Source organism: Paenibacillus sp. FSL R7-0204, from assembly GCF_038002225.1.
GTDB lineage: Bacteria > Bacillota > Bacilli > Paenibacillales > Paenibacillaceae > Paenibacillus_AQ.
Genome location: NZ_JBBOCA010000001.1, coordinates 787,511 through 811,497 on the forward strand (window position 1 = coordinate 787,511; position 23,987 = coordinate 811,497).

At 49.6% G+C, this 23,987-nt stretch carries 19 protein-coding genes; all 19 read left to right on the forward strand.

All coding sequences use genetic code 11. The features are described 5' to 3' along the window. Positions 1–417 carry a F0F1 ATP synthase subunit epsilon gene (locus tag MKX42_RS03600; protein WP_036699230.1) on the forward strand — a complete coding sequence of 139 codons (417 nt, stop codon included), beginning with the start codon at positions 1–3 and terminating at the stop codon, positions 415–417. Positions 418–708: 291 nt separating this feature from the next. Continuing rightward, positions 709–966 (forward strand): DUF1146 family protein, encoded by a 258-nt coding sequence (locus MKX42_RS03605; protein ID WP_340751313.1) that lies wholly within the window; start codon positions 709–711, stop codon positions 964–966. A 197-nt stretch (positions 967–1,163) separates the two neighbouring features. Continuing rightward, positions 1,164–2,540 (forward strand): UDP-N-acetylglucosamine 1-carboxyvinyltransferase, encoded by a 1,377-nt coding sequence (murA, locus tag MKX42_RS03610; protein ID WP_340751315.1) that lies wholly within the window; start codon positions 1,164–1,166, stop codon positions 2,538–2,540. Positions 2,541–2,716: 176 nt separating this feature from the next. After that, the gene (gene spoIID / locus MKX42_RS03615; RefSeq protein ID WP_340751317.1) at positions 2,717–3,883 is read left to right on the forward strand and encodes a stage II sporulation protein D; all 1,167 of its coding nucleotides are present in this window, start codon (positions 2,717–2,719) and stop codon (positions 3,881–3,883) included. A 61-nt stretch (positions 3,884–3,944) separates the two neighbouring features. Continuing rightward, complete coding sequence (locus MKX42_RS03620) at positions 3,945–4,682, forward strand: M23 family metallopeptidase (RefSeq protein WP_339251872.1); 738 nt, start codon at positions 3,945–3,947, stop codon at positions 4,680–4,682. Between the two features lie 221 nt (positions 4,683–4,903). Beyond that, positions 4,904–5,191: a sporulation transcriptional regulator SpoIIID gene (gene spoIIID / locus MKX42_RS03625; protein WP_019915029.1), complete on the forward strand. Its 288-nt coding sequence runs from the start codon at positions 4,904–4,906 to the stop codon at positions 5,189–5,191. 127 nt (positions 5,192–5,318) lie between these two features. Continuing rightward, positions 5,319–6,317: a rod shape-determining protein MreB gene (mreB, locus tag MKX42_RS03630; protein ID WP_036699265.1), complete on the forward strand. Its 999-nt coding sequence runs from the start codon at positions 5,319–5,321 to the stop codon at positions 6,315–6,317. A gap of 48 nt (positions 6,318–6,365) precedes the next feature. After that, the gene (locus MKX42_RS03635; RefSeq protein WP_340751319.1) at positions 6,366–7,244 is read left to right on the forward strand and encodes a flagellar hook-basal body protein; all 879 of its coding nucleotides are present in this window, start codon (positions 6,366–6,368) and stop codon (positions 7,242–7,244) included. A gap of 73 nt (positions 7,245–7,317) precedes the next feature. After that, entirely contained in the window at positions 7,318–8,139 is an 822-nt protein-coding gene (locus tag MKX42_RS03640; protein WP_340751321.1) for a flagellar hook-basal body protein, read from the forward strand. 9 nt (positions 8,140–8,148) lie between these two features. Next, positions 8,149–8,388, forward strand: a complete 240-nt coding sequence (locus MKX42_RS03645; RefSeq protein WP_340751324.1) for a DNA-directed RNA polymerase subunit beta — start codon at positions 8,149–8,151, stop codon at positions 8,386–8,388. A gap of 304 nt (positions 8,389–8,692) precedes the next feature. Beyond that, on the forward strand, positions 8,693–9,115 hold the full coding sequence (fabZ, locus tag MKX42_RS03650) for a 3-hydroxyacyl-ACP dehydratase FabZ (RefSeq protein WP_036721704.1): 423 nt from the start codon (positions 8,693–8,695) through the stop codon (positions 9,113–9,115). 47 nt (positions 9,116–9,162) lie between these two features. Continuing rightward, a complete protein-coding gene (locus tag MKX42_RS03655; protein ID WP_340751325.1) occupies positions 9,163–10,881 on the forward strand; it encodes a phospho-sugar mutase in 1,719 nt (572 codons plus the stop codon). Positions 10,882–11,028: 147 nt separating this feature from the next. Continuing rightward, on the forward strand, positions 11,029–13,068 hold the full coding sequence (locus tag MKX42_RS03660; RefSeq protein ID WP_340751327.1) for a DUF5693 family protein: 2,040 nt from the start codon (positions 11,029–11,031) through the stop codon (positions 13,066–13,068). After that, positions 13,041–14,207: a polysaccharide pyruvyl transferase CsaB gene (gene csaB / locus MKX42_RS03665; RefSeq protein ID WP_340751330.1), complete on the forward strand. Its 1,167-nt coding sequence runs from the start codon at positions 13,041–13,043 to the stop codon at positions 14,205–14,207. The genes MKX42_RS03660 and csaB overlap by 28 nt, the downstream gene beginning before the upstream one ends. A gap of 7 nt (positions 14,208–14,214) precedes the next feature. After that, positions 14,215–14,973: a WecB/TagA/CpsF family glycosyltransferase gene (locus MKX42_RS03670; protein WP_340751332.1), complete on the forward strand. Its 759-nt coding sequence runs from the start codon at positions 14,215–14,217 to the stop codon at positions 14,971–14,973. 113 nt (positions 14,974–15,086) lie between these two features. Further along, positions 15,087–16,214 (forward strand): glycosyltransferase family 4 protein, encoded by a 1,128-nt coding sequence (locus MKX42_RS03675; protein ID WP_340751334.1) that lies wholly within the window; start codon positions 15,087–15,089, stop codon positions 16,212–16,214. A 188-nt stretch (positions 16,215–16,402) separates the two neighbouring features. After that, positions 16,403–20,047 carry an S-layer homology domain-containing protein gene (locus MKX42_RS03680; RefSeq protein WP_340751336.1) on the forward strand — a complete coding sequence of 1,215 codons (3,645 nt, stop codon included), beginning with the start codon at positions 16,403–16,405 and terminating at the stop codon, positions 20,045–20,047. A 172-nt stretch (positions 20,048–20,219) separates the two neighbouring features. Then, positions 20,220–20,561 carry a hypothetical protein gene (locus tag MKX42_RS03685; RefSeq protein ID WP_339220749.1) on the forward strand — a complete coding sequence of 114 codons (342 nt, stop codon included), beginning with the start codon at positions 20,220–20,222 and terminating at the stop codon, positions 20,559–20,561. Between the two features lie 590 nt (positions 20,562–21,151). Then, a complete protein-coding gene (locus MKX42_RS03690; protein ID WP_340751338.1) occupies positions 21,152–23,923 on the forward strand; it encodes a hypothetical protein in 2,772 nt (923 codons plus the stop codon). Positions 23,924–23,987 lie beyond the last annotated feature (64 nt).

Here is a 23,987-nt window from a genome sequence, read left to right on the forward strand (position 1 = left end):
GTGAATACCTTTTTGCTCGAAATAGTTACACCGGAGCATCTGGTCTACTCCAAGCAAGTGAACAGTCTGACGGTACGCGGCGTGAATGGTGAGCTGGGGATTCTCCCGGGACATATTCCGCTCGTCACCCCGCTTCAGGTTGCTCCGCTTAGCGTTAAGGCGGACGGCGTTACAGTCTCCATCGCTGTGCATGGCGGTTTCGTTGAAGTGCACAAAGATAAGGTAACAGTGCTGGCTGAAAGTGCTGAGCTGCCCCGGGATATTGATGTGGAACGCGCTGAAGCGGCTAAGGAACGGGCTGAGCGCCGCCTTAAGCTGCAAAGCAAGCAGGATGAGATCGATCACCGCCGTGCGGAGCTGGCATTACAGCGTGCTGTAACGCGCATCAAAGTTTCGACCGGTAAAGGACAACAGTAACAGATAAGCGGTCAAGCCCTGGGCTTGACTGTTTTTTTTGAAAGATAAGAATGTATATGCTTCGCGCTATAATAATCCTTATCTTTCTCGCTGAAACGGTACCGTCCTTTTAAAGGACGGCAAAGCCGTTTCTACTTGCTTGCGAGAATCTAGCAGATTATGAACATATCGTCATCAGATCTGCATATAAAGACCCATTTGTTTAAAATTTCGTAAAAGTACTGGATTCTTTTCCCCTGCACAAGTATGATATAAGAGTCGATTTCCGAGTACCTAACACAGGGGGCTAATATGAACACACGCTTATCCGCTGAGTTGTCGGGTGCGATCGGCACCAGCAATATGATATCGATGATTATCTCTTTGATCTGCGTTGCATTATCCTGGTGGGCACTTCAGAACCTTAAGCTGGATTTGGTCATAAGATATCCCAAGAGCCCTCAGGGCAGACTGCTGCACCTGCTCTTGGCGATTGTCCTGGGTCATTTCGTGTCCGGATTTCTGCTTGATTATCTGGGCTGGAGCGGACTTACCCTACGGATGTTTTAACGGCAGCAGCTTTGGTTATATCTGTATAGGCTGATGCAGTGAAAAAAGTGTCGAATAATAAGGTTTTATTATGTCAACACTGAAGTTAAGCAAGGAATCTGCACCTAAGACGCAATGACGGAATATTCAATATCTTAACAGACGAATTTTAACCTCAAAATTAATTTCAGAAATAATGGACGCGGAGGGAAACCGAAATGAGCAAATTTATCGTCCGCGGTGGCAACAGATTGACCGGGAGCGTGAAAGTTAGCGGCGCAAAAAATTCCGTACTACCGATCATAGCCGCCTCTCTATTGGCAGAAGAAGGAGTTAGCGTCATTGTGGACGCACCTCCGTTAGACGATGTAATGACGATTAACAAGGTATTGGAATCTCTGGGTGCAGGTATTACATACCAGAACGATGTGATTGAAGTAGATGCCACTAATATTACTTCCTGTGAAGCACCATATGAATGGGTACGCAAAATGAGGGCTTCTTTCCTGGTTATGGGCCCACTCCTGTCCCGTATGGGGCATACTCGTATTTCTCTGCCTGGCGGTTGTGCCATTGGAACTAGGCCAATTGACCAGCACTTGAAGGGTTTTGAAGCGCTTGGAGCCGAGATCAGTCTGGGCCAGGGCTACATCGATGCGAAAAGTAACGGAAGACTGCGCGGAGCCAAGATCTATCTGGATGTGGCCAGCGTAGGTGCGACCGAAAATATAATGATGGCTGCCGCGCTTGCCGAAGGCACCACAGTGATTGAGAATGCGGCTAAAGAGCCGGAGATTGTTGACCTTGCCAATTACCTGAACGGCATGGGCGGCATTGTACGCGGAGCCGGAACCGGAGTCATCCGGATTGAAGGCGTAGAGCGTATGCACGGCGTCAGACATCATGTCATTCCTGACCGGATCGAAGCTGGTACTTATATGGCAGCAGCGGCGATCACAGGCGGCGATGTGTATGTTGAGGGAGCTATTGCCGACCATCTGGGTCCGGTGATTGCCAAGATGGAGGAAATGGGCGTTACGATTATCCCGGATGAGAACGGAGTCCGTGTCATCAGCGACAAGCCGCTGAAGGCTGTCGATCTCAAGACATTACCTTACCCGGGATTCCCGACAGATATGCAGTCACAGATGATGGCGCTGCTGCTCCGCTCAGAAGGAACCAGCGTAGTGACAGAGACCGTCTTCGAGAACCGGTTCATGCATGTGGATGAATTCCACAACATGAACGCGGAGATCAAGATTGAGGGCCGCTCTGCGATCGTGACCGGCAATGCCAGTCTGGTCGGCGCTAAGGTATGTGCTACGGACCTGCGTGCAGGTGCTGCGCTTATTTTGGCAGGACTTGTGGCGGAAGGCACTACAGAAGTTAGCGGAACGCATCACATTGACCGCGGGTATGTGCACCTGGCTGAGAAGCTGTCAGGACTTGGTGCGGACATATGGCGTATTTCCATGGAAGAGTCGGCTGTTCCTGCTGCGAAGGAAGAAGCGCTTAAGCCTGAACCGGCCAGAAGCGAACCCTCCAAAGCCGAAGAGATCAGACCCCGTTTCCAGATTCAGCCGTCTTGGGTATAATAGTTTTTCTTAAAAATATTGGGACCAGCTGCTATGCGGCTGGTCCTTTTTTGGGGAATTCACCTTATATAATCCGGGGGATTCCGCAACTCTCTTTCTCTTAAAATCCCGTTCTAGCAGGTGCCGCAAATTCATATCTATAAGAATCACCGGTGCTTACGGAAGGAGCCATAGAGATGAAAGAGTTAATCAACCTGCGGCGCATCCTGAAGCGTCCGCGCAGCGTAGCGCGCGTGCGGCGGCGCGGCGCACACCCGCTGCGGCGGCTGGCCCCCGCCGCCTGGCTGGCAGCGCCCCTGCTGGCGGCGCTGCTGCTACCGCTGGCTGTTGTCCCGCAGCGCGGGGGACAACAGCCGCCGTCGCCCCCGGCCGTGCCCCAGGCCACGGCCGCTCCGGCGCCGCCGGCACTGGCTGCCGCAGAGGCGCCGCAGCCGGAGGTCTCCGTCTATTTGTCGCGAAGCGGACAAATCGAGACCCTGCCGCTGGAGGAATACGTCAGCGGCGTACTGGCGGCCGAGATGCCGGTCGAATTTGAGCTCGAAGCGCTCAAGGCGCAGGCCGTAGCGGCCCGCACGTTCATTGCCCGCCGTCTGGCCGCCGGCGACCACAGCGGGGTACCCGTTCCCGAAGCGGATGTGAGCGATACGGTAAGCCATCAGGCTTACGTATCGAAGGCCGTGCTGGAACGGGACTGGGCGTCCGGCAGCAAGCGCGCCGGCCTGGCGAAGATCCGCCGCGCGGTCTTGGAGACGCGCGGGACCATTATGACCTATCAGGGGCAGCCGATCACGGCTTCCTTCTTCGCCTCCAGCGGAGGATATACCGAGAACTCCGAGGAGTACTGGAATGCTGCGGTCCCCTACCTGCGCAGTGTAGCCAGCCCCTGGGAGCTGCAGATCACCCCGAACCTGGCGGTAAGCTACACCTTCAGCAATTCGGAGCTGCGCAGCAAGCTGGGCCTTGGAACCAAGGAGCTTCCGGTGTCAGCCAGTCTGGGAGCTTCGGGCAAGGCAACGCCAGTCTCCTCTCAGTCCTCTACCAGCTTGCCAGCGGAGGTATTGTCACTTACAGCCGGCCACCGGATCAAACAGATCTCTATCGGAGGGAAGGTGTTTACCGGGCGGGAAGTGAGAGAGAAGCTGGGGCTGCGCTCGAGCCAGTTCACCTGGAAGCGTCAAGCGGGGAAGGTGCAGATTACCACGTATGGTAACGGCCACGGTGTCGGCATGAGCCAGTGGGGGGCGAACGGAATGGCGAAGCAGGGGAAGACGGCCACACAGATTCTCAAACACTACTACAGCGGGGTCTCTTTTACCGGAATCTCAACTCTCCTGAAAAAATAATCTGCAAGATACGTATAAAAGCGAAGCGCCCGGTAACACTGGTTACTGAGGTGATAACCATATGAATGAACAAGACAAAATCAAATCAACCCATGATGAATCTCTCAAAAACAAGCAGGGAGATTCAGGCGCCAAGCCTTCTTCATGGAGCAGACTGTTATCCAAACGGTGGGTATTCCCGGCAGTCTACACGGCGGCAGCGGCACTTATACTAACCTTGGTGTGGGTCTATCAGGATGCCGGCCAGAAGCCGCTGAATCCCGACAACGCCGCGGTAGTATCCCAAGGTGAGGCCGGCAGCAAAACCGGAGCCGCAAACGGTGATCCCGAAGCCCTGGAAGTTGTCGCATCAGCCGAAAGCCTGGTCTGGCCTGTAGCTAGCCCGAGTGAAGTGGAAGTGGTCAAACCGTACTACGATGAGAACGGCACGGAAGAGAATCATATTGCGGCGATGGTGCAGTACAACAATACCTTTGTCACCAACACCGGAATTGATATTGCCCGTGAGGACAACAAGACGTTTGATGTGAAGGCGGCGCTCAGCGGTGAAGTTACCAGAGTGGAAGATGTTGCTGTACTGGGTAAGGTAATTGAGATTACCTCCCCCGGCGATCTGAAGACGGTCTATCAGAGCCTGGGTGAAACCAAAGTGAAGCAGGGCGACGAAGTGAAGCAGGGCGATACACTGGCTACAGCGGGACGCAATGAGATGGAGAAGGGTCTTGGCAACCATGTGCACTTTGAAGTGCATGAGGACGGCAAGATTGTGAATCCTTCGGATCTGCTTCCGCAGCGCTAAGCCGAATGATCAGCAGGGGGCGGAAGCCTCCTGTTTTTTTTCTACCTGAAATGGACAGTCCGGCAGGTTCTATTCTGGAAATGGGGCAGTGAAATGCAGTGAATTGGGTTGTCCGACAAATAAAATGAGCCTTCCTGGGCTTGTCATGTCCTGAAAGCGCGAATATATAGGCCCGCCCCTCATATAATGTACCAAACTATTCACAGTTGGGAGGCGGGAGCGTGCACGATTACATCAAGGAACGTACCATTAAAATCGGACGCTGCATCGTGGAAACCAGGCACACGGTCCGGACCATAGCCAAGGAATTTGGCGTTTCAAAAAGCACGGTGCATAAAGATTTAACCGAACGGCTGCCGGAAATTAATCCGGATCTGGCTGATCAGGTGAAGCACATTCTCGAATATCACAAGTCCATCCGTCATCTTCGGGGGGGAGAAGCCACAAAAATTAAATATAAGAAAACCACAGGTAAGAAGCGTGAGGTTGCCGTAGCCTCAAAGCCATAAGATTTTCGGATTTTAGCGCCATAATTCAGGATTAGTCCATTGTACTCACCCCCTAAAGTATGGTATTTTTAAATTTGGTACAATCTTCTTTTCTCATTTAAAATAACACTTTGGGGGCTCTTTCATTATGCTTAGCAAGGATATCGGAATCGATCTCGGCACAGCCAACGTGCTCATTCATGTCAAGGGAAGGGGAGTCGTTCTGGATGAACCTTCCGTGGTCACACTTGAAAGTGATACGAAGCGGGTCCTTGCGGTTGGTGAACAGGCACGCCGGATGGTCGGGCGGACACCTGGAAATATAACGACGATTCGTCCGCTCCGTGACGGTGTAATCGCCGACTTTGCCATTACGGAAATGATGCTCAAATACTTTATTGACAGCGTTGGCGGCCGGACCTGGTATTCGCGGCCCCGTATTTTGATTTGTGCTCCCACCAATATTACTTCTGTGGAAACGAAGTCCATCCGTGAGGCGGCAGAGCGAAGCGGGGCCAAAGAGGTTTTCATGGAGGAAGAGCCCAAAGCTGCAGCCATAGGCGCAGGAATGGACATTTATCAGCCTAGCGGAAATATGGTCGTCGATATTGGCGGCGGAACGACGGATGTAGCCGTATTGTCCATGGGCGACGTCGTTACCGCCTCTTCCATTAAGATCGCGGGGGACAAGTTCGACGATGCCATTTTAAGATATATTAAACAGAAATATAAGCTCCTGATCGGTGAACGTACAGCGGAGGATATCAAAGTGACCATCGGCTCGGTACGTCCGGGCGGTATGAAGGCAGAGATGGATATCCGCGGGCGTGATATGGTGAGCGGACTGCCCCAGACCCTTACTATTTCATCCGGCGAGGTGAAGGAAGCGCTGTGGGACCCGGTTTCTTCGATTGTGGCTGCGGCCAAGTCGGTGCTGGAGCGTACACCTCCTGAACTGTCGGCAGATATTATTGACCGTGGAGTTGTGCTGACCGGCGGAGGCGCCCTGCTTAACGGACTGGACGAGCTGCTCTCCGAACAACTGCATGTTCCGGTCTGGGTGGCTGAAGACCCGATGCACTGCGTAGTCAAGGGCACGGGAATTATGCTGGATCATTTGGACAAAGTGGTTAAGAAAAAGTTCTAGCCTGCCGATAATAAGGGAAACAGCAGATTCCAGGAAGGGACTGACCTCATGCTCAGAGGATTATATACAGCCGCAGCAGGAATGGTGACGCAGCAGCGCAGACATGATACGGCGACGCAGAACTTGGTCAATTTAAATACTACGGGGTACAAGCAGGTCGACAGTGTCAGCCACGCTTTTCCCGAGGTGCTGGTCACCGCGATGAACGGGGGCGCTGCTAAGACTGTCGGACGGATCAATACCGGGGTTTTTGCCGAGCAGTCCGTCTCCCAATACCTGCAGGGCGACCTCATTGAGAGCGGCAAAAGCGTAGACTTTGCGCTGTCTACCGATCTGCAGGTCCCAGACCCGGAGAATCCGGGTACCAATCTTGCTTTTGACGGCTCGGGAAAATATATCAGTCCGGATGGCGAGGTTATTTACCGGCCCCAGGCGTTCTTTACGGTTCAAGATAATGAAGGCAATAATTTATATACACGTAACGGAAGCTTTACAGTTGCTCCTACAGGGGAAGTGCTTAGTTCTGGCGGATTCAAGGTGCTCGACAGTAACGGCAATCCACTGCGATTGACAGGGCCCCAGGATAACCTTAAAGTGGACGGGCAGGGGAATCTGATTAACAATGCAACCGGGCAGCCTTCAGGCACCCGGATCGGAATCAGCGTCATCACAAGACCGCAGGAGCTGGTGCGCGACGGTAATGGTGTTTTCCATGCTGCTGATGCTGAGGCTGCAGACATCCGCTTTTCTAATGGAACGGATATTCTGCAGGTCCGGCAGGGCTACCTTGAGAACTCTAATGTGGATGCCACTCAGGTCACTGTGGATATGAACGCCGCTTACCGCGCTTATGAAGCGAATCAGAAAGTGATCCAGTTCTACGACAGCAGCCTGCAGAAGGCCGTGAATGAAGTCGGCCGGGTATAGCCGGGCTGCATGGATCATTACACTGAGAGTGTAAGCCAGTTTCTTCTTATTAAGCTTGTGGGAGGTTAGACCTGTGAACAACTCGACAATCGGTGCCGCTGTCTCTATGGCCAGTCTGCAGCAGCGGCTGGATATTATAGCGGATAACATTGCCAATATGAATACCAATGGTTATAAGAGTAAACAAGGCTCGTTCGAGGATGTGCTTACCCGTGTACAGCAGCAATCCAAGGATTATAACCAGCCTGGACGCAGTATGCCGCTGGGCTTCAATATCGGCTTTGGTGTGCGTGTGCCTACAGTGTCAAGTAATTGGGAGGAAGGCACGCTACAGGAGACAGGGAAGCCTACGGACTTGGCGCTTCAAGGCAACGGATTGTTCGGCGTTCTGGTGAATGGTGAAACGGCATATACCCGCCAGGGGAATTTCCACTTCACCCCGGATACCGCCAATAAGGACAAGATGATTCTTGTGGACAATACCGGCAATCCTGTGCTGGGTGCTAACGGCACCCCGCTCAGCGTAGGAGCTAATGTAAGTGCTGCTATTGATGAGCGCGGGCAGGTGTGGACCAAGACGGATGAGAAACAGCCGCCGGTCCTGGCAGGCAGCTTAATGATTGTTGAGCCGCTTAGCAAGAATGCTTTGCAAGCTGTAGATGGTAATTTCTATGTGTTGGCTGAAGGCATGACAACACAGCAGGCATTCGTGCAAAGAGCAGCGGGCGAAGCGAAGGATGTAGGCGTTCGCTCAGGCTATCTGGAATCCTCTAACGTGGATCTGAGCCGGGAAATGACGGAGATGATGCAGATTCAGCGTACGTATCAGCTTGCTGCCCGGGCGCTGTCCTCCAGTGACCAGATGCTGGGCCTGGCTAATAACATGCGCGCGTGAGGTGAAGGAATGAGTCGTGAGAAGGTTAAGACTGCACAGAATGCAGAAGAGGAACAACAGCAGCCGGTGAAGCGGCGCAGGATTAGGGCCTGGACCATTATTCAGTGGTTCCTGATTCCAATGCTGCTGGTTGCCGCACTTGGAGGCGGGCTGGTCGTAGGGTATGTGATCCTCGGCAAAAAGGAACTGAGCGATGTGCTCCTGTGGAGTACCTGGAAGCATGTATATGATCTGGTGTTCGCACCTTGAAGCGTTATGGCATACCGATAGTTAAGGCTCCCTTGTTGTGCAGGGGAGTTTTCTTTTTTATACTGGAAAATGTATAATGATGGCGTGCCCTAAGAGCGCCAAAAAGGGCTCTCTCCGCCATGCTGCCGCGTGCGGTGGAGAAAGCCCCTTATCTTAACCTCCACTGCTGCAGGTGGTGAAGGATAATTATAGTTTTTGCCTAAGCTGTCCATATTTATGCAGAGACGGCGGAGAATAAAACAAAAGTGCTGCTGTAGGCGGAGGTTCATAGACGCGGTTACAACCGAAGGGAGCTTTAATAATTATGATGAATACCAATCAAATTCAAGAAATAATCCCCCACCGGCCCCCATTTCTGCTGGTGGACAAAATTACAGAAATAGAAATGGGCAAACGGGCAGTCGGCATCAAGAATGTAACGGTAAACGAGCCGTTTTTTGCCGGACACTTCCCTGGCTTCCCGGTGATGCCGGGTGTGCTGATTACAGAAGCCTTGGCTCAGGTGGGGGCTGTGGCTATTCTTGGAGTAGAAGCTAACCGGGGCAAAATCGGTTTTCTGGCCGGGCTTGACGGCTTCCGCTTCCGTGGACAGGTTGTCCCTGGTGATACCCTTGTGCTTGAGGTAGAGATTACCCGGCTGAAAGGCAGCATCGGCAAAGGACAAGCCACGGCCAAGGTGGACGGCAAGACGGTAGCGTCCGGCGAGATTATGTTCGCACTCAGCTAGTTCCTGTTATAAACTTATATATTATAGATGGAGAAGGAGAGATTGACATGACTGGATTAAGCCCGAAGGCGCAGGAGACCCTGACACGCTGGCTGCAGGACCCTTCTGTCGATGAGAACACCAAAGAAGAGCTGAAGGCTCTTGCCGGTGAACCGAAGGAACTGGAAGAACGATTCTATAGAGATCTTGAATTTGGTACAGGCGGCTTGCGCGGAGTCATCGGAGCAGGCAGTAACCGGATGAACCGTTATACAGTCGGCCGGGCTACTCAGGGCTTCGCTGATTACATTCTGGGACAGCATACGGGAGATGGCAGACCCTCGGTGGTTATTGCCCACGATTCCCGGCGATTCTCGCCCGAATTCACGCTGGAGGCTGCGCTTGTGCTCGCCGGTAACGGAATTGAGACCCACTTGTTCCCGTCCCTGCGCTCCACGCCGCAGCTGTCCTTTACCGTCCGTCATTTGAAGGCGTCTGGAGGCATTGTAATCACTGCCAGCCACAATCCGCCTGAATATAACGGGTACAAGGTCTACAATGCCCAGGGCGGACAGCTGGTGCCGCATGAAGCAGAGAAGGTTATTGCTAACATTTTGAATGTGGACTCCTTCAATGGGGTAAGGCGCATGTCTCAGGAGGCTGCAGAAAGCGCAGGCCTGCTCCACTGGCTGGGGGCCGAAGAGGACGAGGCGTTTACGGATACGGTTGCTGCGGTAAGTGTCAGCCGTGAAGAGATTGCCTCTTCGCTGGGCCGTGATTTCTCCATTGTCTATACGCCGCTGCATGGGACAGGCAATCTTCCGGTCCGCCGTGTACTGGAGAAGATCGGCTTCACTCAGGTACATGTAGTTCCTGAGCAGGAGCTGCCGGATTCCGAATTCTCTACCGTGAAATCTCCGAATCCGGAGGAACGTGAAGCCTTCACCCTGGCGATGAAGCTGGGCGAAGAACTGAATGCGGATCTGCTGATCGGTACAGACCCGGATGCTGACCGTATGGGCGCCGTGGTTCGTGACAACGAAGGCAAATTTGTAGTGCTGTCCGGGAATCAGTCAGGCGCGCTCATGATTCATTATTTCCTGAGCCGTTTACAGGAACAAGGGAAGCTGCCGGCTAACGGCGCTGTAGTCAAGACCATTGTGACCAGTGAGATGGGCGCTGCTGTAGCCAGCCATTATGGCGCTACGGTGTTCAACACTCTGACCGGATTCAAATATATCGGGGAGAAGATGAACCAGTTCGAGCAGTCCGGCGAGTATACGTATCTGTTCGGATATGAAGAAAGCTACGGCTACCTGGCCGGCAACTACGCCCGAGACAAGGATGCAGTCCTTGCTGCGATGCTCATCGCTGAAGCGGGTGCCTATTACAAAGCCCAGGGCAAGACCCTGTACGATGTACTGCAAGAGCTGTATGCACAGTTCGGATACTTCCTGGAGAGCCTGGAATCCCGCACGCTGAAGGGCAAGGATGGAGTGGCTCAGATTCAGGGGATTATGAATGACTGGCGGACCAGTCCGCCGCACGAAATCGCCGGTGCTTCCGTGACGCAGGTGCTGGACTATTCCCTGGGGCTTGACGGTCTGCCTAAAGAGAACGTGCTGAAATATCTGCTGTCGGACGGCTCCTGGTTCTGCCTGCGCCCTTCCGGCACAGAACCGAAGATCAAAGTGTATTTTGCCGTGGTAGGTGAATCTCTGGACAACGCCAAGCACAAGGTTGCGGAATTGACCAGTCAGGTTATGGCACGGGTAGACGGGAAATAATAAGCAATATATAACTTCCCTGCGGAAACGGAGCTGCTCCAGATGGACAGACCTCCGTTTCCGCTTAAATTTGCCGCTGGCAAGAGGGTCGGGGCGGCAGATGTGACGTACGGCAATCAGCTTTAAAGTGAAAGAGGAGGTACTTTGGTGCAGCAGAAATGGCAACGCTGGAATATAGCATCACGCAAGTGGTTATGGATCATTATGGTGATAGGGCTTATAGGTGCGCTTCCGGTCGTATACGACCGTCTACAGACTGAGAAGTCTTCCAAATCGGTTGAGTTTGTCTTTGATTACCGTGATCTGGTTGAGGTTGCGAGCTACCGGCAGAATCCGCAGGATTATATCAACGAGCAGCTGGACCGGCTGAAGGCAGCCGGTGTTCAGAGTATGGCTATCTATGAAAATACATTGGAGGATTTCCGCAAGGCGCGCCGCCTGATGATCTGGGGAGCGTCTGATATCGCCAATCTTACCGATACTGTGATTCCGGAGAATGAGAACTATACATATGTCCTCTTTACCAGTGCGAAGAACAGTGAAATGCTCTCACCGGTTATCCGCGATGCCTTCAGCAGACTGGACATCCGGACGGAAGAATGGAACTACCGCGGCCAGCAGGGGCTGATCATCCAGACGCCGCTGGAGGATGCAACGCTCAAGCCGCTGCAGCCGGACCCGATTACACTGGAAATGCTGCACGAGAAGGGCTTCAGCATTGTGCCCCGGCTTGTAGACTCGCTGGCATACAATCAGGATGCCGTGAAGAAGCTGCTGGACCGTTACGCCGAGCTTGGCGTCAAGCGGATTCTTTTTGAAGGAGAATCGGTTAAGGGGTACTCCGATGATGCGGATACGGGCAGTCTAACCACCTTCGCTGACCTCCTGAAGCAACACGGGATGGGAATTGCGGCAATCGAGAATATTAAGGTTCAACAGAAGGGCTTCTCCAAGCTGGCTTATATGCTGGATTACAACGTGACGCGCCTGTATTCCCTCAGCGAGGCGGATTCCAGCCTGAAGACTGAAGTGATTGCTGACCGGTTCGCACTGGGTACAAAAGACCGCAATATCCGCATGATTTATCTGAATACGATTCCCTCGAGAGATACCAAGAAGGCTGCCATCACAGATACGATGGATAACCTGATTGAGAGTCTTAGCGGACCTGAGGGTGCGGTGGCCAAAATTGAGGCGAACGGCTTCAACATTGGACAGGCTACAGCCTTTGATGTGAGCGATTCCTCCTTCCAGCGTTACTTCAAGCTGATTGCGGTAATCGGAGCGGTGGCTATGGTTGCGCTGCTGTTCTCCTACTTCATTCCTTGGCTTACTCTGCCTGTATGGGTGCTTGGACTGGTTGGAAGTGCAGGACTGCTGATTCTGAAGCCGACATTATTTGAACAGGCGCTTGCGCTCGCCGTAGCTATAAGTGCGCCAACCCTGGCCATAGTGCTGGCTATCCGCAAAATTAATGAGATGGGCCCGCCTTTACGCGCCAATCCGTTAACCTTTGCCGTGATGAGCCCGCGCCGCCGTCTGACGCATAGTCTCGTTCTGTATGTCAAAACTGCGTTAATCACATTCAGTGCGGTGCCTTTCGTCATTGCGCTGCTGAATAATATTACCTACGCCCTGGTACTGGAACAGTTCCGCGGTGTAAGTCTGCTGCATTTGGCCCCGATCGGGCTTACCGCAATCTATGTGCTTCTGTACCGTGGTGAGTTTGCCTTTAACAAGACAGGTAAGCTGCTGCGGACGCCGATTACACTCGCAATGGTCATTGCCGCCGGTGTGATCGGTATCGTGGGGATGTATTATTTAAGCCGGACCGGGAATGCCGGAAGTGTAAGTGCACCGGAGAAAATCCTTCGTGTCTTCCTGGAGAATACCGTCGGGGTCAGACCCCGTAACAAGGAATTCCTGCTGGCGCATCCGCTCTTCATCCTCGGCGCATTCTTGGCCTATAAATACCGGAGTGCGGCCTTCATCATGATTATTGCAGTCATTGGGCAGTTGTCTATGGTGGATACCTTTGCCCATATTCATTCGCCTGTGCTGATCTCGCTGGTTCGCGGACTCCTGGGTCTTGGACTCGGCCTGATTATCGGTATTATCGCTGTAGGGGTATGGCAGATTGCGGAAGGATGTTGGAAACGATGGTCACCTCTGCTCAAAAAATTGTAATCTCCGGCTTTTACGGCTTCCACAACAGTGGAGACGAAGCTGTTCTGCAGTCGATTCTGAATGCTCTGCGCAAGCAGTCCCAGGCCGCCGGAGTAACGCTTGCGCCTGTGGTCTTATCCATTGATCCGGAGTGGACGGCTGCTACGTATGGGGTGGAATCTGTACACCGGATGAAGCTGGGAGAGGTGCGGAGAGCCATATCGGAAAGTGCAGGTCTGATCAGCGGCGGCGGCAGCCTGCTTCAGGATGTTACAAGCAGCAAGACCATTCCGTATTACCTGGGCATCATCAAGCTGGCCCAGTGGATGGGGAAGCCGACATTTATTTATTCCCAGGGAATCGGCCCGGTGAACCGCAAGCTGTTTCATCCGCTGATCAAATCGATTTTCCGGAAATGTGCTTACATCTCCGTGCGGGATGAACAGTCCCGCCTGCTGCTTCAGTCTATGGGGCTTAACATTGACGGGATAGACGTTGTACCCGACCCGGTTATGGGGCTGGAGTTGCCTAAGGATATGCAGCCAGAACAACATACAGAAGCAGATCCGGCAGCTGGAACACCCAACTCCGGTATGCAAGGTTCGCCCGCTACTGTAGGTGTCTCCGTACGCTTCTGGGAGCAATCCCGTCAAGAGCTGGACGCGTTGGCTGAAGGACTGGTGAAGGCTTCTGCGGTGCAGCCGCTAGATGTACGCTTTCTGCCCTTCCATCATCCTGCCGACAATGAGGCTTCCCGTTATGTCATGCAGAAGCTGGGCGCGGGGATAGAGAACAATGGTGGGACGGTAAGTATCCGGGAGGATACGCTTCATCCCTTGCAGATGCTGCGCGAGGTAGTTCAGTGCCAGGCACTTATAGGCATGAGGCTGCACAGCCTTATCTATGCTGCGGGACAGCGTGTTCCGCTGATGGGCGTCTCTTATGATCCGAAGATTGATCATTTTCTTAAGCGGGTGGATTGTCAGCCGGTGGGTAAGACGGATACACTGGAGGCAGACAAGGTGGCTGCCGGGCTCCTGGAGCTGCTGAACTCAGGGGATCGCTGGAAGCAGGAGCGGGAGCCGCTGATTGCCGCGCTCACCCAAGAGGCTGAGGCTCCGGCCCGGCGAATTGCCCAATATTTCGGCCATAAAGGATGAGTGACAAGTGAAAGCAGATAGCGTATTACCGACAGTGCCCATTTTTGGCATACGAGTATCCAAGGCGGATATGAAAACCACCGTTTCCTATTTAACGGAGGCGGTTCATAAGCGTGAACCTCATCAGGTAATTACTGCCAATCCGATCATGGTTATGGCGGCGCTGGAGAATCCGGCTTATATGGAGATTATGAAATCAGCAGAGCTGGTTGTCCCCGACGGGACTGGAGTGGTATGGGCAGCGGAGTATTGTCAGGAGCCTGTAGCTGAGCGTGTAGCCGGTTTTGATCTTTTACATGAATTATTGCAGCAAGGCGAAAGCTATAACTGGAGAGTATATTTGCTCGGTTCTACCCCTGAGGTGATTCGCGAGACGGCTTCCCGGTTACAAACAAGATATCCCGGTATTGTCATCGCAGGATATCATGACGGGTATTTTGGTCCGGCAGAAGACGAACAGATTGTGGGCGGAATCCTTGAAGCGAAGCCTGACTTGCTGTTTGTTGCCAGAGGGGCGGACAGTCAGGAGCCATGGATCGCCAAATACAAATCCCGGCTGCAGATCCCGGTGATGATGGGTGTCGGCGGGAGCTTTGATGTGATCTCCGGCAAGAGCCGCCGAGCCCCTGTTGCCTTCCAGAAATTAAGGGCAGAATGGTTATACCGGCTGCTCAAGGAACCTACACGTTACAAAAGAATGCTTGCGCTGCCGAAATTCGCAGTAAAAGTGGTACGAGAGAAAGATAAAGTAACAAAAGAACAGTAAAATGAGGGAATTCACCGAAAAAATCCGTGGTATCGCCTAAAAACAGTATTGGAATTTGTTTTTGGTTCAGCGTATAATTCAATGCGGTAGAGAAATGGAGGTCGACTTTTCACATGTTAATCATATACATCGCCGGATTCATTGTGTGCATGGGGCTTGCACTGCTTTTGACGCCGTTCGTGAAGAAATTCGCTATTAAGATCGGTGCGACAGATGTGCCAAATGCCCGGAAAGTGCATACGAAGATCATGCCCCGCCTCGGCGGACTCGGCATATTTCTGGCGTTTGTGTTAGGCCTGCTTGCCGTATTACCGTTTATTCCGTACGACTTCACTCCCCGGGAGACTAATTTCATTAAGGCGCTGCTATGCGGCGGAGGTCTGATTGTGTTGATCGGCGGATTGGATGACCGTTTTGAGCTGTCAGCCAAAGTGAAGCTGCTGGGCCAAATTGCCGCTGCCTGTATCGTAGTTTTCGGGTTTGGCATCACGGTTGATTTCGTAAATATTCCTTTTCATAATAGCTATTCTTCCTTAGAGAGCTGGATTGCCATCCCTCTGACGATCTTCTGGATTGTTGGTGTCACGAACGCCGTGAACCTGATCGACGGGCTGGACGGGCTTGCAGCAGGCGTATCCGGTATCGCAATTGCAACGATTGCCGTCATGGCCTTCCTGATGGGGAACACCATGGTTGCCCTGCTCTGTCTGCTGCTTCTGGGCAGCATTCTGGGATTCCTGTTCTTCAACTTCCATCCCGCCAAAATCTTCATGGGCGATACGGGCTCGCTGTTCCTGGGCTTCTGCCTGGCGCTGCTCGCACTGCTCGGCTTCAAACAGATTGCGGTGGTTTCATTCATCACACCACTCCTGATCATCGGAGTTCCGTTATCGGATACGTTCTTCGCCATCGTCCGGCGCAAGCTGCAGAAGAAGCCGATCTTCGCTCCGGATAAAGGCCATCTCCATCACTGTCTGCGCGAACTTGGCTTTAGCCACCGCCAGACGGTACTAATTATCTACGGCATTGCCGCATTCTTCGGTATCCTGGCGGTGATCCAGACCTCAGCTTCGCTCTACGAAGCCAACTGGGTTACCTTTGTAGTCATCTGCGTCATGCTCTTCTTCCTGCAGATCGGCGCAGAGATCACCGGCGTCATCAGCAAGACCAAGCGTCCGGTAATCGACTTGTTCTTGAGAATGCGGATGAAGGTTGACCCTGAACGCAGCTCCAAATCTTAGATACATCATTGGCAATTTATAAAATTCAAATTACAGTGTTGCACCTAACCTTACTCCAGTGGAGTAAGGTTTTTTATTTTTTTGCTAATTATTAGTCTATAGCTGTCCGATAAAAATATAGAGTTGGTTAAGACGCGGAATGCTGCACAGGCCGACAACAAACCAAAAAGCAGTAGGAGGTTTCTTACGTGAAAAAAAGTTTGAAGGCGATAGGCGGTATGTTTTTAGCGATAGTGATGCTGCTATCCACACTTTCCTCAGCAGGTGCTGTTTATGCAGCGGACCCTGCAACAGGACAATACTTTCAGTTCACCAAGTTCAGTACAGATAAGGGTGCTCCAACTTCAGTCAATACAAGTACCGTTGACGTAGAAGGTACGTTCAATGGAGTGTCTGCTGACAGCATCTATTATCAGGTAGACGGCATTGTCAACGGGAATGTAGTCCCGGGAGCAAGTGGCGCGGACGTCAAGCCAATCATTGAGAACGAGAAAAACTTCCGTTTTCCAAGTGTCAAGCTAAGTCAGGGCCTTAACCGGATTACAGTCTTTGGTACAACAGCTACTGGAAGCCTGGCCAGCGGAGAAGCCTATGTTAATTTTTCCAACGTTCCTGCCATTTATAATATATCTCTACCGGATGGTACCTTGCTAAGTGAGAATACACCTACAATGGTTAATACAGCGGCACTAACGTTAACTCTGGAAGCTCCGAATGCCACAGAGGTTATGGTCAATAACTCCAAGATGTTTAACGGCGGCAGCAGTACCTTCGTCATTGCTGACATACCTTTAACTGCGGGTCTTAATAAGCTGACTTTTGTTGCAACTACGGATTCAGGTACGCGTACTTATGCGGTTACGCGTGAAGTGGTATATTCGCCTATTGATAAGGGGACTCCTAACAAGACAAAGATTGGTGCTTATGCTTTGGATAACGGGAATCTGGTGTCTCCTATTGGCTCAGATGACAAAGTCAGCGGCAAACTCTCCGGCTCAATTACTTTTAGAGTAGCAGAGGATACTACTAAGGCGCCACTTGCTGATATGACCTTTACTGTACGTAATACAACTACAGGTAGCGATGTACTGGCGGATGGAGAAACTACCATTGATGCTACTCAGGTTAAGTCTGGGGAATTTATAACTTTTAATTATACAAGTAAAAATGATGTCACAATTTCCAGCAATGGTTTATATACCATTACCTTTACTACTAAAAATGGAACCTATAATGGCAAGAGCATCAACCCGCTGGGATTCACCTACCGCAATGCGGGTGACCCTTCCATTACAGGGGTCGAGCAGCTTTATAGTCCATCAGGGGACACTACGATTACGTACTCTTCATCCGGGGTGTTTACTGGTAACTCCAATCTGTTTGAGCTTCCCCTGTGGCTGATGGTGAAGACCAGCGAGACCGCAACAGCTCCGGATAAGCTGGAGATCAGTTCTTACCAAAATGGAACCAAGGTTTCCTCCGACCGTTTTGTTGTGGCAGGAACCACTGCAATGAAGACCTCGCAAGGGTATAGAGTCTTTAAGATTACTGGTATGCCTTCAGGCGAACAGACCATTCATATTGATTTGGAAAAAAATGGGGTAGTTATTGATACAAAGGTACTTTCAGTCAATTATGTTGCTGCTCCATTTATTGATGTTACAAATATTTATAATAACCAGGTGTTCAAATACAATGGAGAGTTCACTACTATTAAAGGGCGGTTGGTGAATTTCCCTGCCAGAGATCAATCATCCATTAAAATTACCATTAACGGAACGACCGTTGCTCCGGACTTTCATGATGATGATTTCAATTATACAAGCACAAATACTTCTGGTATTCCTTTGGTTTCAGGGCCCAACAAAATCGTCATAGCGGGTGTAGCGAATGGCGTTCCTGTCTCAACGAATCTTACCGTATATCTGTTCCCGGATAATGCTCCCAACATTGTTGGCGTTGCCCCTTACCCGGTAGGTCAAACAACAGATCCAGACAAGTTATTTATCAAAAATTCAAATCTTAATTATACAACTAATCAATCCAATGCGGATATCCGTTTTGTGGCAAGCAATACGACCCAGGTAGTCATTATGAAAGACGGTAAACAATACGCTGTAGCTGACTATAAGAAAGTTGGAAATGATGAGAAGTGGACTACAGAGTCCTCTTTTCTTAACATGCCTTCTAGTAAAGACGGTGAATTTGTAATAAAAAATCAAGAGCTGCCGACAACCGGTTTGCAGACCTTTGTGATATCGGCGAGATTGGGAACTGCGGCTATTACGCAGACACTGCAGATCACCCGTGAGGTTCCTCCGTACAGTATTTTGTCGCCAAAGCTTCCGAATGAGAGCATCATTAAACAGAACTTCCTTGATGTGAGTATTCAGGCTGAAGGGGCTACAAGCATTGTAATTGGTAAAGAACCAATGATTAAAGGGGCGAAGGACATATTCCGTCTCGAATTAAAGGGTCTGAAAAAAGGGAAGAATACAGTTAAATTCACCGTCACGACAGGCACGACGAAATCCAATGGAACGTTTGATGTGACCTACTCAGATGAGATCCTGCAAGGAGCACAGCTGAAAACGACTCTTAACTCATCTGGCAAGCTGACAGCCTTCCAGAATGCAGTTAGTCTCGTTTTCCCAAAAGGAACAATGCTGCGGGATGCAACGCCGACACCAGGGTCAAGTAATACCCGGCAAATCAATCTGTTCAATGAACAATATATCCTGCTTGGTATTGCTGATAAGCAAGATGGACGTACCGTGAAGCAGTATAACCCGGTAGGTGAATTTGATGGAACGAGTTATCAGGACGGCAAGCTGGTTGAAGTTCCTGCCAGCGGCTTGGCTAGTGCTTATATGACCCCAAAACTTCATTACGGATATGCTTCGAATTTGTATTGGATTGATCCGGGTTACTTTGTTTCGGCAACTTCCATTAATGATTATTCAACTGTGGTTGCTTCCCATCCATATAAGAAGGGGAATGAATCCTTCCTCGGTCATATGGGCAGATGGATGGAGCCTACACAACAAGGAAAGATTACATTGAAATATGATCCGACAATCGTTAATGCAGCAACCTCTAACATCTCTGTTTGGAAGAATGTTGACGGTACCTGGTATAACATGGGCGGTGTAGTCAATACAGGCAGTAAGACGATTACGGCCACATTTGACGGTTTTGGTTATTACACAGTAATGAGCTTACGGTACAGTTACGATGATATTGTCTCCCACACCTACGCACGCAGCGAGTTGGAGACTATTTTATCCCGAGGGATTATGAATGCGAAGGATGCTAATGAGTTTGGCGTATATGAGAATGTTACCCGTGGAGAGTTTGCTACTATGCTAGTCAAAATTATGGGTATACAGCTTGATTACGAACCAAACAATCTGACATTCTCAGATGTGGTTAAGTATAGTGATTATCACTGGGATTACCGTTATATAGAAACAGCGGTCCGCAAAGGGATTATCCGCGGAACGGCACCAAGAATTTTCTCTCCTAACCGTACCTTATCCAGAGAGGATGCAGCGGTCATGATCGCCCGTGCAATGAGCTTGAAGCTTGGAAACAATGCCACCGATTTGGCGGCCCTGCAGAAGCTGTTTACGGATACGGGATCTATTGTGTCAGTTTACTCAGCACCTTCTATCCTTGCAGCCTACAAGGCTGGTGTGATTTCCGGAATTGAGAACAAGCTGGTGGCTGGGCAAAAGAAGGCAACATTCCGTTTCGATCCGCAAGCCAATTTTACGAGAGCGGATGCAGCAGTAATGGCACAGCGTATTATGGCTAAGATGAAGAGGTTGTAGAAATAAATGTATATATGAAGTGAAAATAAGCCTCTGACTCCCTGTTTACGGGAAAGAGGCTTCTCTTTTACATTTTCCATATACAAATCTTTGAATTGTGTGGTACTTTGCGTTACAATGACCTAAGAAGCTGTAAGCACAAACATTTAATGCAAGAAGGAGAAAGCTATCGATGAAACCGATTTTATCAAAAGCACAATTGGATTACACGAAAGCAAAGAATATGTTTGAGAATAGAGCAAAGGTTATGGAGAAGGAAATTGCAGCGAAGCGGGCACTGCAGGAGATCACTCAGGAAGTAATGGAAGAGCTTGTACAAGCAACTGGCTTCCATGATGCTTATAATGAACTGGTTATTGCTGAGAATGCTTTGATTGAATGGTCTCATAGCACAATCAAGCATGAGAAGAGCTACCGCGAGAACCGTGCAGCGATCGATGCCATGTACGAGAATGTTAATGCAAGTCCTGAGAAGCGCCAGGAATTGATACAGCTATCGATGAAGATACGATAGTCCCGGATATACTAAGTTAAAGGAAAGGCTGCTGAGGTTAACTCAGCAGCCTTTCTTTATGTAAATCATTATCCGTGAACGTGTTAACTCTGTTGTAATGTGGGTATATACTTATTAGCTCGAATGCTGATCAACAAATATCATCGCTTTTAATATGTAATAATTGCTTATAAACTTAACAAATATTGTTTAATGACGTTCGGATTGCCTCTATGCTATACTGATTCCCGTAGCCACCCAACATTAACAATAGTTAGTAGAACATACATATTGTATCTTCTAGAGTTTAGGGGCAGGGATACAGCAGGGCAGAAAAAGTTTTTTTAACCAAAGCGCAACTTTTTTGAAACTACTGCGTTTAAGGTGTAGAGTCACTTGCACAAGGCAATTGCGGAATGCCCTGAAGGCACTGCCCATTGCTAAATGGAAAAATTAGCTTTACGTGACTAGAGGCACATTGTATAATACTTAGGTAGAATTAGGAATCTAGTATTACTATGCCTTGAAGCTGTTTACAAGTTTCTGTGATACCCGTCACAGACATTATTTATACTTAATCTGCTCAACTCGGGAAAGGGGGTGCTCGACAAATGAGTGATATGAGCTACACAACTAAAGAAAAATCCCAGTTTATGAATGTCCAAGGAGGAGAAAAAAAGGTTATGAAGAAAATTTTATCCGTAGCATTATCTACAGCAATGGCATTCTCGATGTTTGCCTCTGTAGCGTTTGGTGAAACAGCAAAGGTAACTCCACAACAAGCATTTGATGCTTTGGCAGCAAAAGGCGTTGTTAATGGGTTCCCTGATGGTAAGGCTCATCTTGAAAAAGATCTGACTCGCGGTGAATTTGCTAAGATCGTTACTAAATTGTTCGGTCTTACTGAAGTAACTGGCAAACTGTCTTACAAAGACAAAGGTTACACAGCTAATAACTGGACTGTTCCTTACGTAGAAGCTGTTACAGCTGCAGGCTTGATGCAAGGTCAAGATACAGTTAAAGGACTCTTCAACTACAACGGTAAAGTAACAGTTGAAGAAGTTGCTAAAGTATTGGCAATCGCTCTTAAGCTGGACCAACCAACTACAACTGACAACGGTGCATCTGTATGGGCTAAAGGCTATGCTCAAGCAGTAATCAACGCTGGTCTAGTTGCTCAGAATACCAACTTCAAAGCTAATGCTACTCGCTCTTTGGTAGTTGAAACAGCTTACTATGCTGAACAAATCGGTAAGGTTCCTACCTTGACTGTAGCTTCTGCTGAAGCAGTAAGCCCAACTCAAGTAGTTGTTACCTTCTCTGATAAGACAACTGCAAACGTTGAGTTGACAACTGCCCTGGTAGAAGGCGTTGAACAAACAATCAACTTCAAACACCTTGAAAAGGACTACACTGCAAAAGTAACTCTGCAGGCGCCTAAGGTAGTAGCTGTTGAAGCTCCAAACTCCAAGCAATTGGTTGTTAAATTCAACCGTGCTATCAGCACTGATTCCTTGATCTCTGAAGATAAGGTTATCGCTGACACAATCAAAGTGGTTACCGTAACTGGAACTAATAACGTTACTGTTGCAGGTGCTCATGCTACTGTGAATGCTGGCGGAAATGAAGCAACTATCACTTTCCCAAGCACTGAGTTCATGAAGGGTCAGTACTCCGTTGTAGTTACTGATGCAGTTAAGACTTCTACAGGAACTGCTTTCGCTACTTACACTACGCTGTTGAATGTTGCTGACACTACCGCTCCTACAGTTGTTAGTGCAACAGCAGTAGCTAAGACTAATACTAATACTGTAACTGTAAAAGTAAGCGAGCCAGTGAAAAAAGCTGGAATTATCGCTTATGTAAACGGTGCGGCTGCATCTGCTACTGTATCTGATGATACTTATGACACGATTACACTCACTACTGGCGCTGCTCTGAACAGTGGTTCCAGCTATGATGTATCCCTGTTGAACGTATCTGACTTTGCAGGAAACGTTGCTAACCCTAACCCGATCAAAACTACTGTTGCTGTAACTTCTGATACAGCGGCTCCAAGTATCGCTAAGATTGTCAATGTAAGTGACAAGTACTTCGATATCACTTTCAACAAAAAAGTTAACTATCAGTCCTTTGTTGCTAATGTTCGCTTGTTGAATGTATATGGTGAAAGCCAAGGTACATTGTCTGTGGTCACAACTAAAGACAGCGACACAATTAGACTGCGAGTTCCTGCAGGCTTCAAGGTTCCTGATACTGCTGCATTCACTGGAAACCTGGTATTCGGTGCATCCGTTAAGGATACACTTGGTAACACTCTGGGAACTGCACTGACTCAGCCAGTAACAATCACTAAGGACACAGTTGCTCCAACAGTTGTAAGTGCTGTTTACGGCAGCAAGGGTCTGGTTGTTACCTTCTCTGAGAATATCCTTTCTCTGTCCGGTGCTCCAACATTGATCAATGAATCCACTGGTCAGTTGGTAAATGCAAACTTTGGATCTCCAGCAATTGATGGCGCGAAAGTAACGTATCCTAACGTAACTGCTTTGAGCGGAAGCTACACACTTCGTCTGCCAGCTTCATTCGTTGTTGATGATTCCCTCACTGGAAACAAATCTGCAGCGACTACAGTTACTGTAACTGCTGCTGCTGCTTCGACAACTGATACGGAGAGACCTGTTGTAACTAATGTTCGTTACAATGAAAATGTAGTTAACGGAAAGAAAGAAAGTGTTACCATTGTTGTATATGCTCAGGATAACAAAGGCTTGAATGTTGCCAGCCTTCGCGACCTTAACAGCTACACATTGGATGGAAAGGCTCTGCCAAACACTGCCTACTCTTTCATCACCAAGACAACTGGTGACAATTCTTCTGCACCACTGTCAGCAGAACTTACAATCACTATTCCTAGCTCGTCGATCACTGAGTCTAAGACTTATAACTTCGTAGCTTCCGGTATCGTGGATACTGCAGGAAATGGAATTGTTGCATTCCCTCAAAACATGAGCCTGACTGATGGAGTTGCACCTACACTGACTGGAGCCACTGTTTCCACTGGTGATACTCAAGTTCTGGTGTTGAGCTTCTCTGAAAAACTGGAAAGTGCAACTGTTCAGAAGGAAGACTTCGAATTCTATATCAATGGCACTGCAACAACTGCCCAAGATTCCCTGTACACTGCAAACACTGTAAATGCTGGTGCAGGTAACGATTCCGGTAAATACTATGTAACGTTCACTGTGAAGGCAACTGGTAAGCTTCTTGACCTTAACGCTAACAACATCAACACAATTAAGGTTAAAGTTAATACCACTTCTAACATCACAGATACTTCCAACAACGTTATCGTTACTGGAACAGAAGTTGACGCTAAGTAATCTCCGATTACTGCAGTTCAAGAATAGCCTCTTCGGAGGCTATTCTTTTTTTATAGCCATTTAT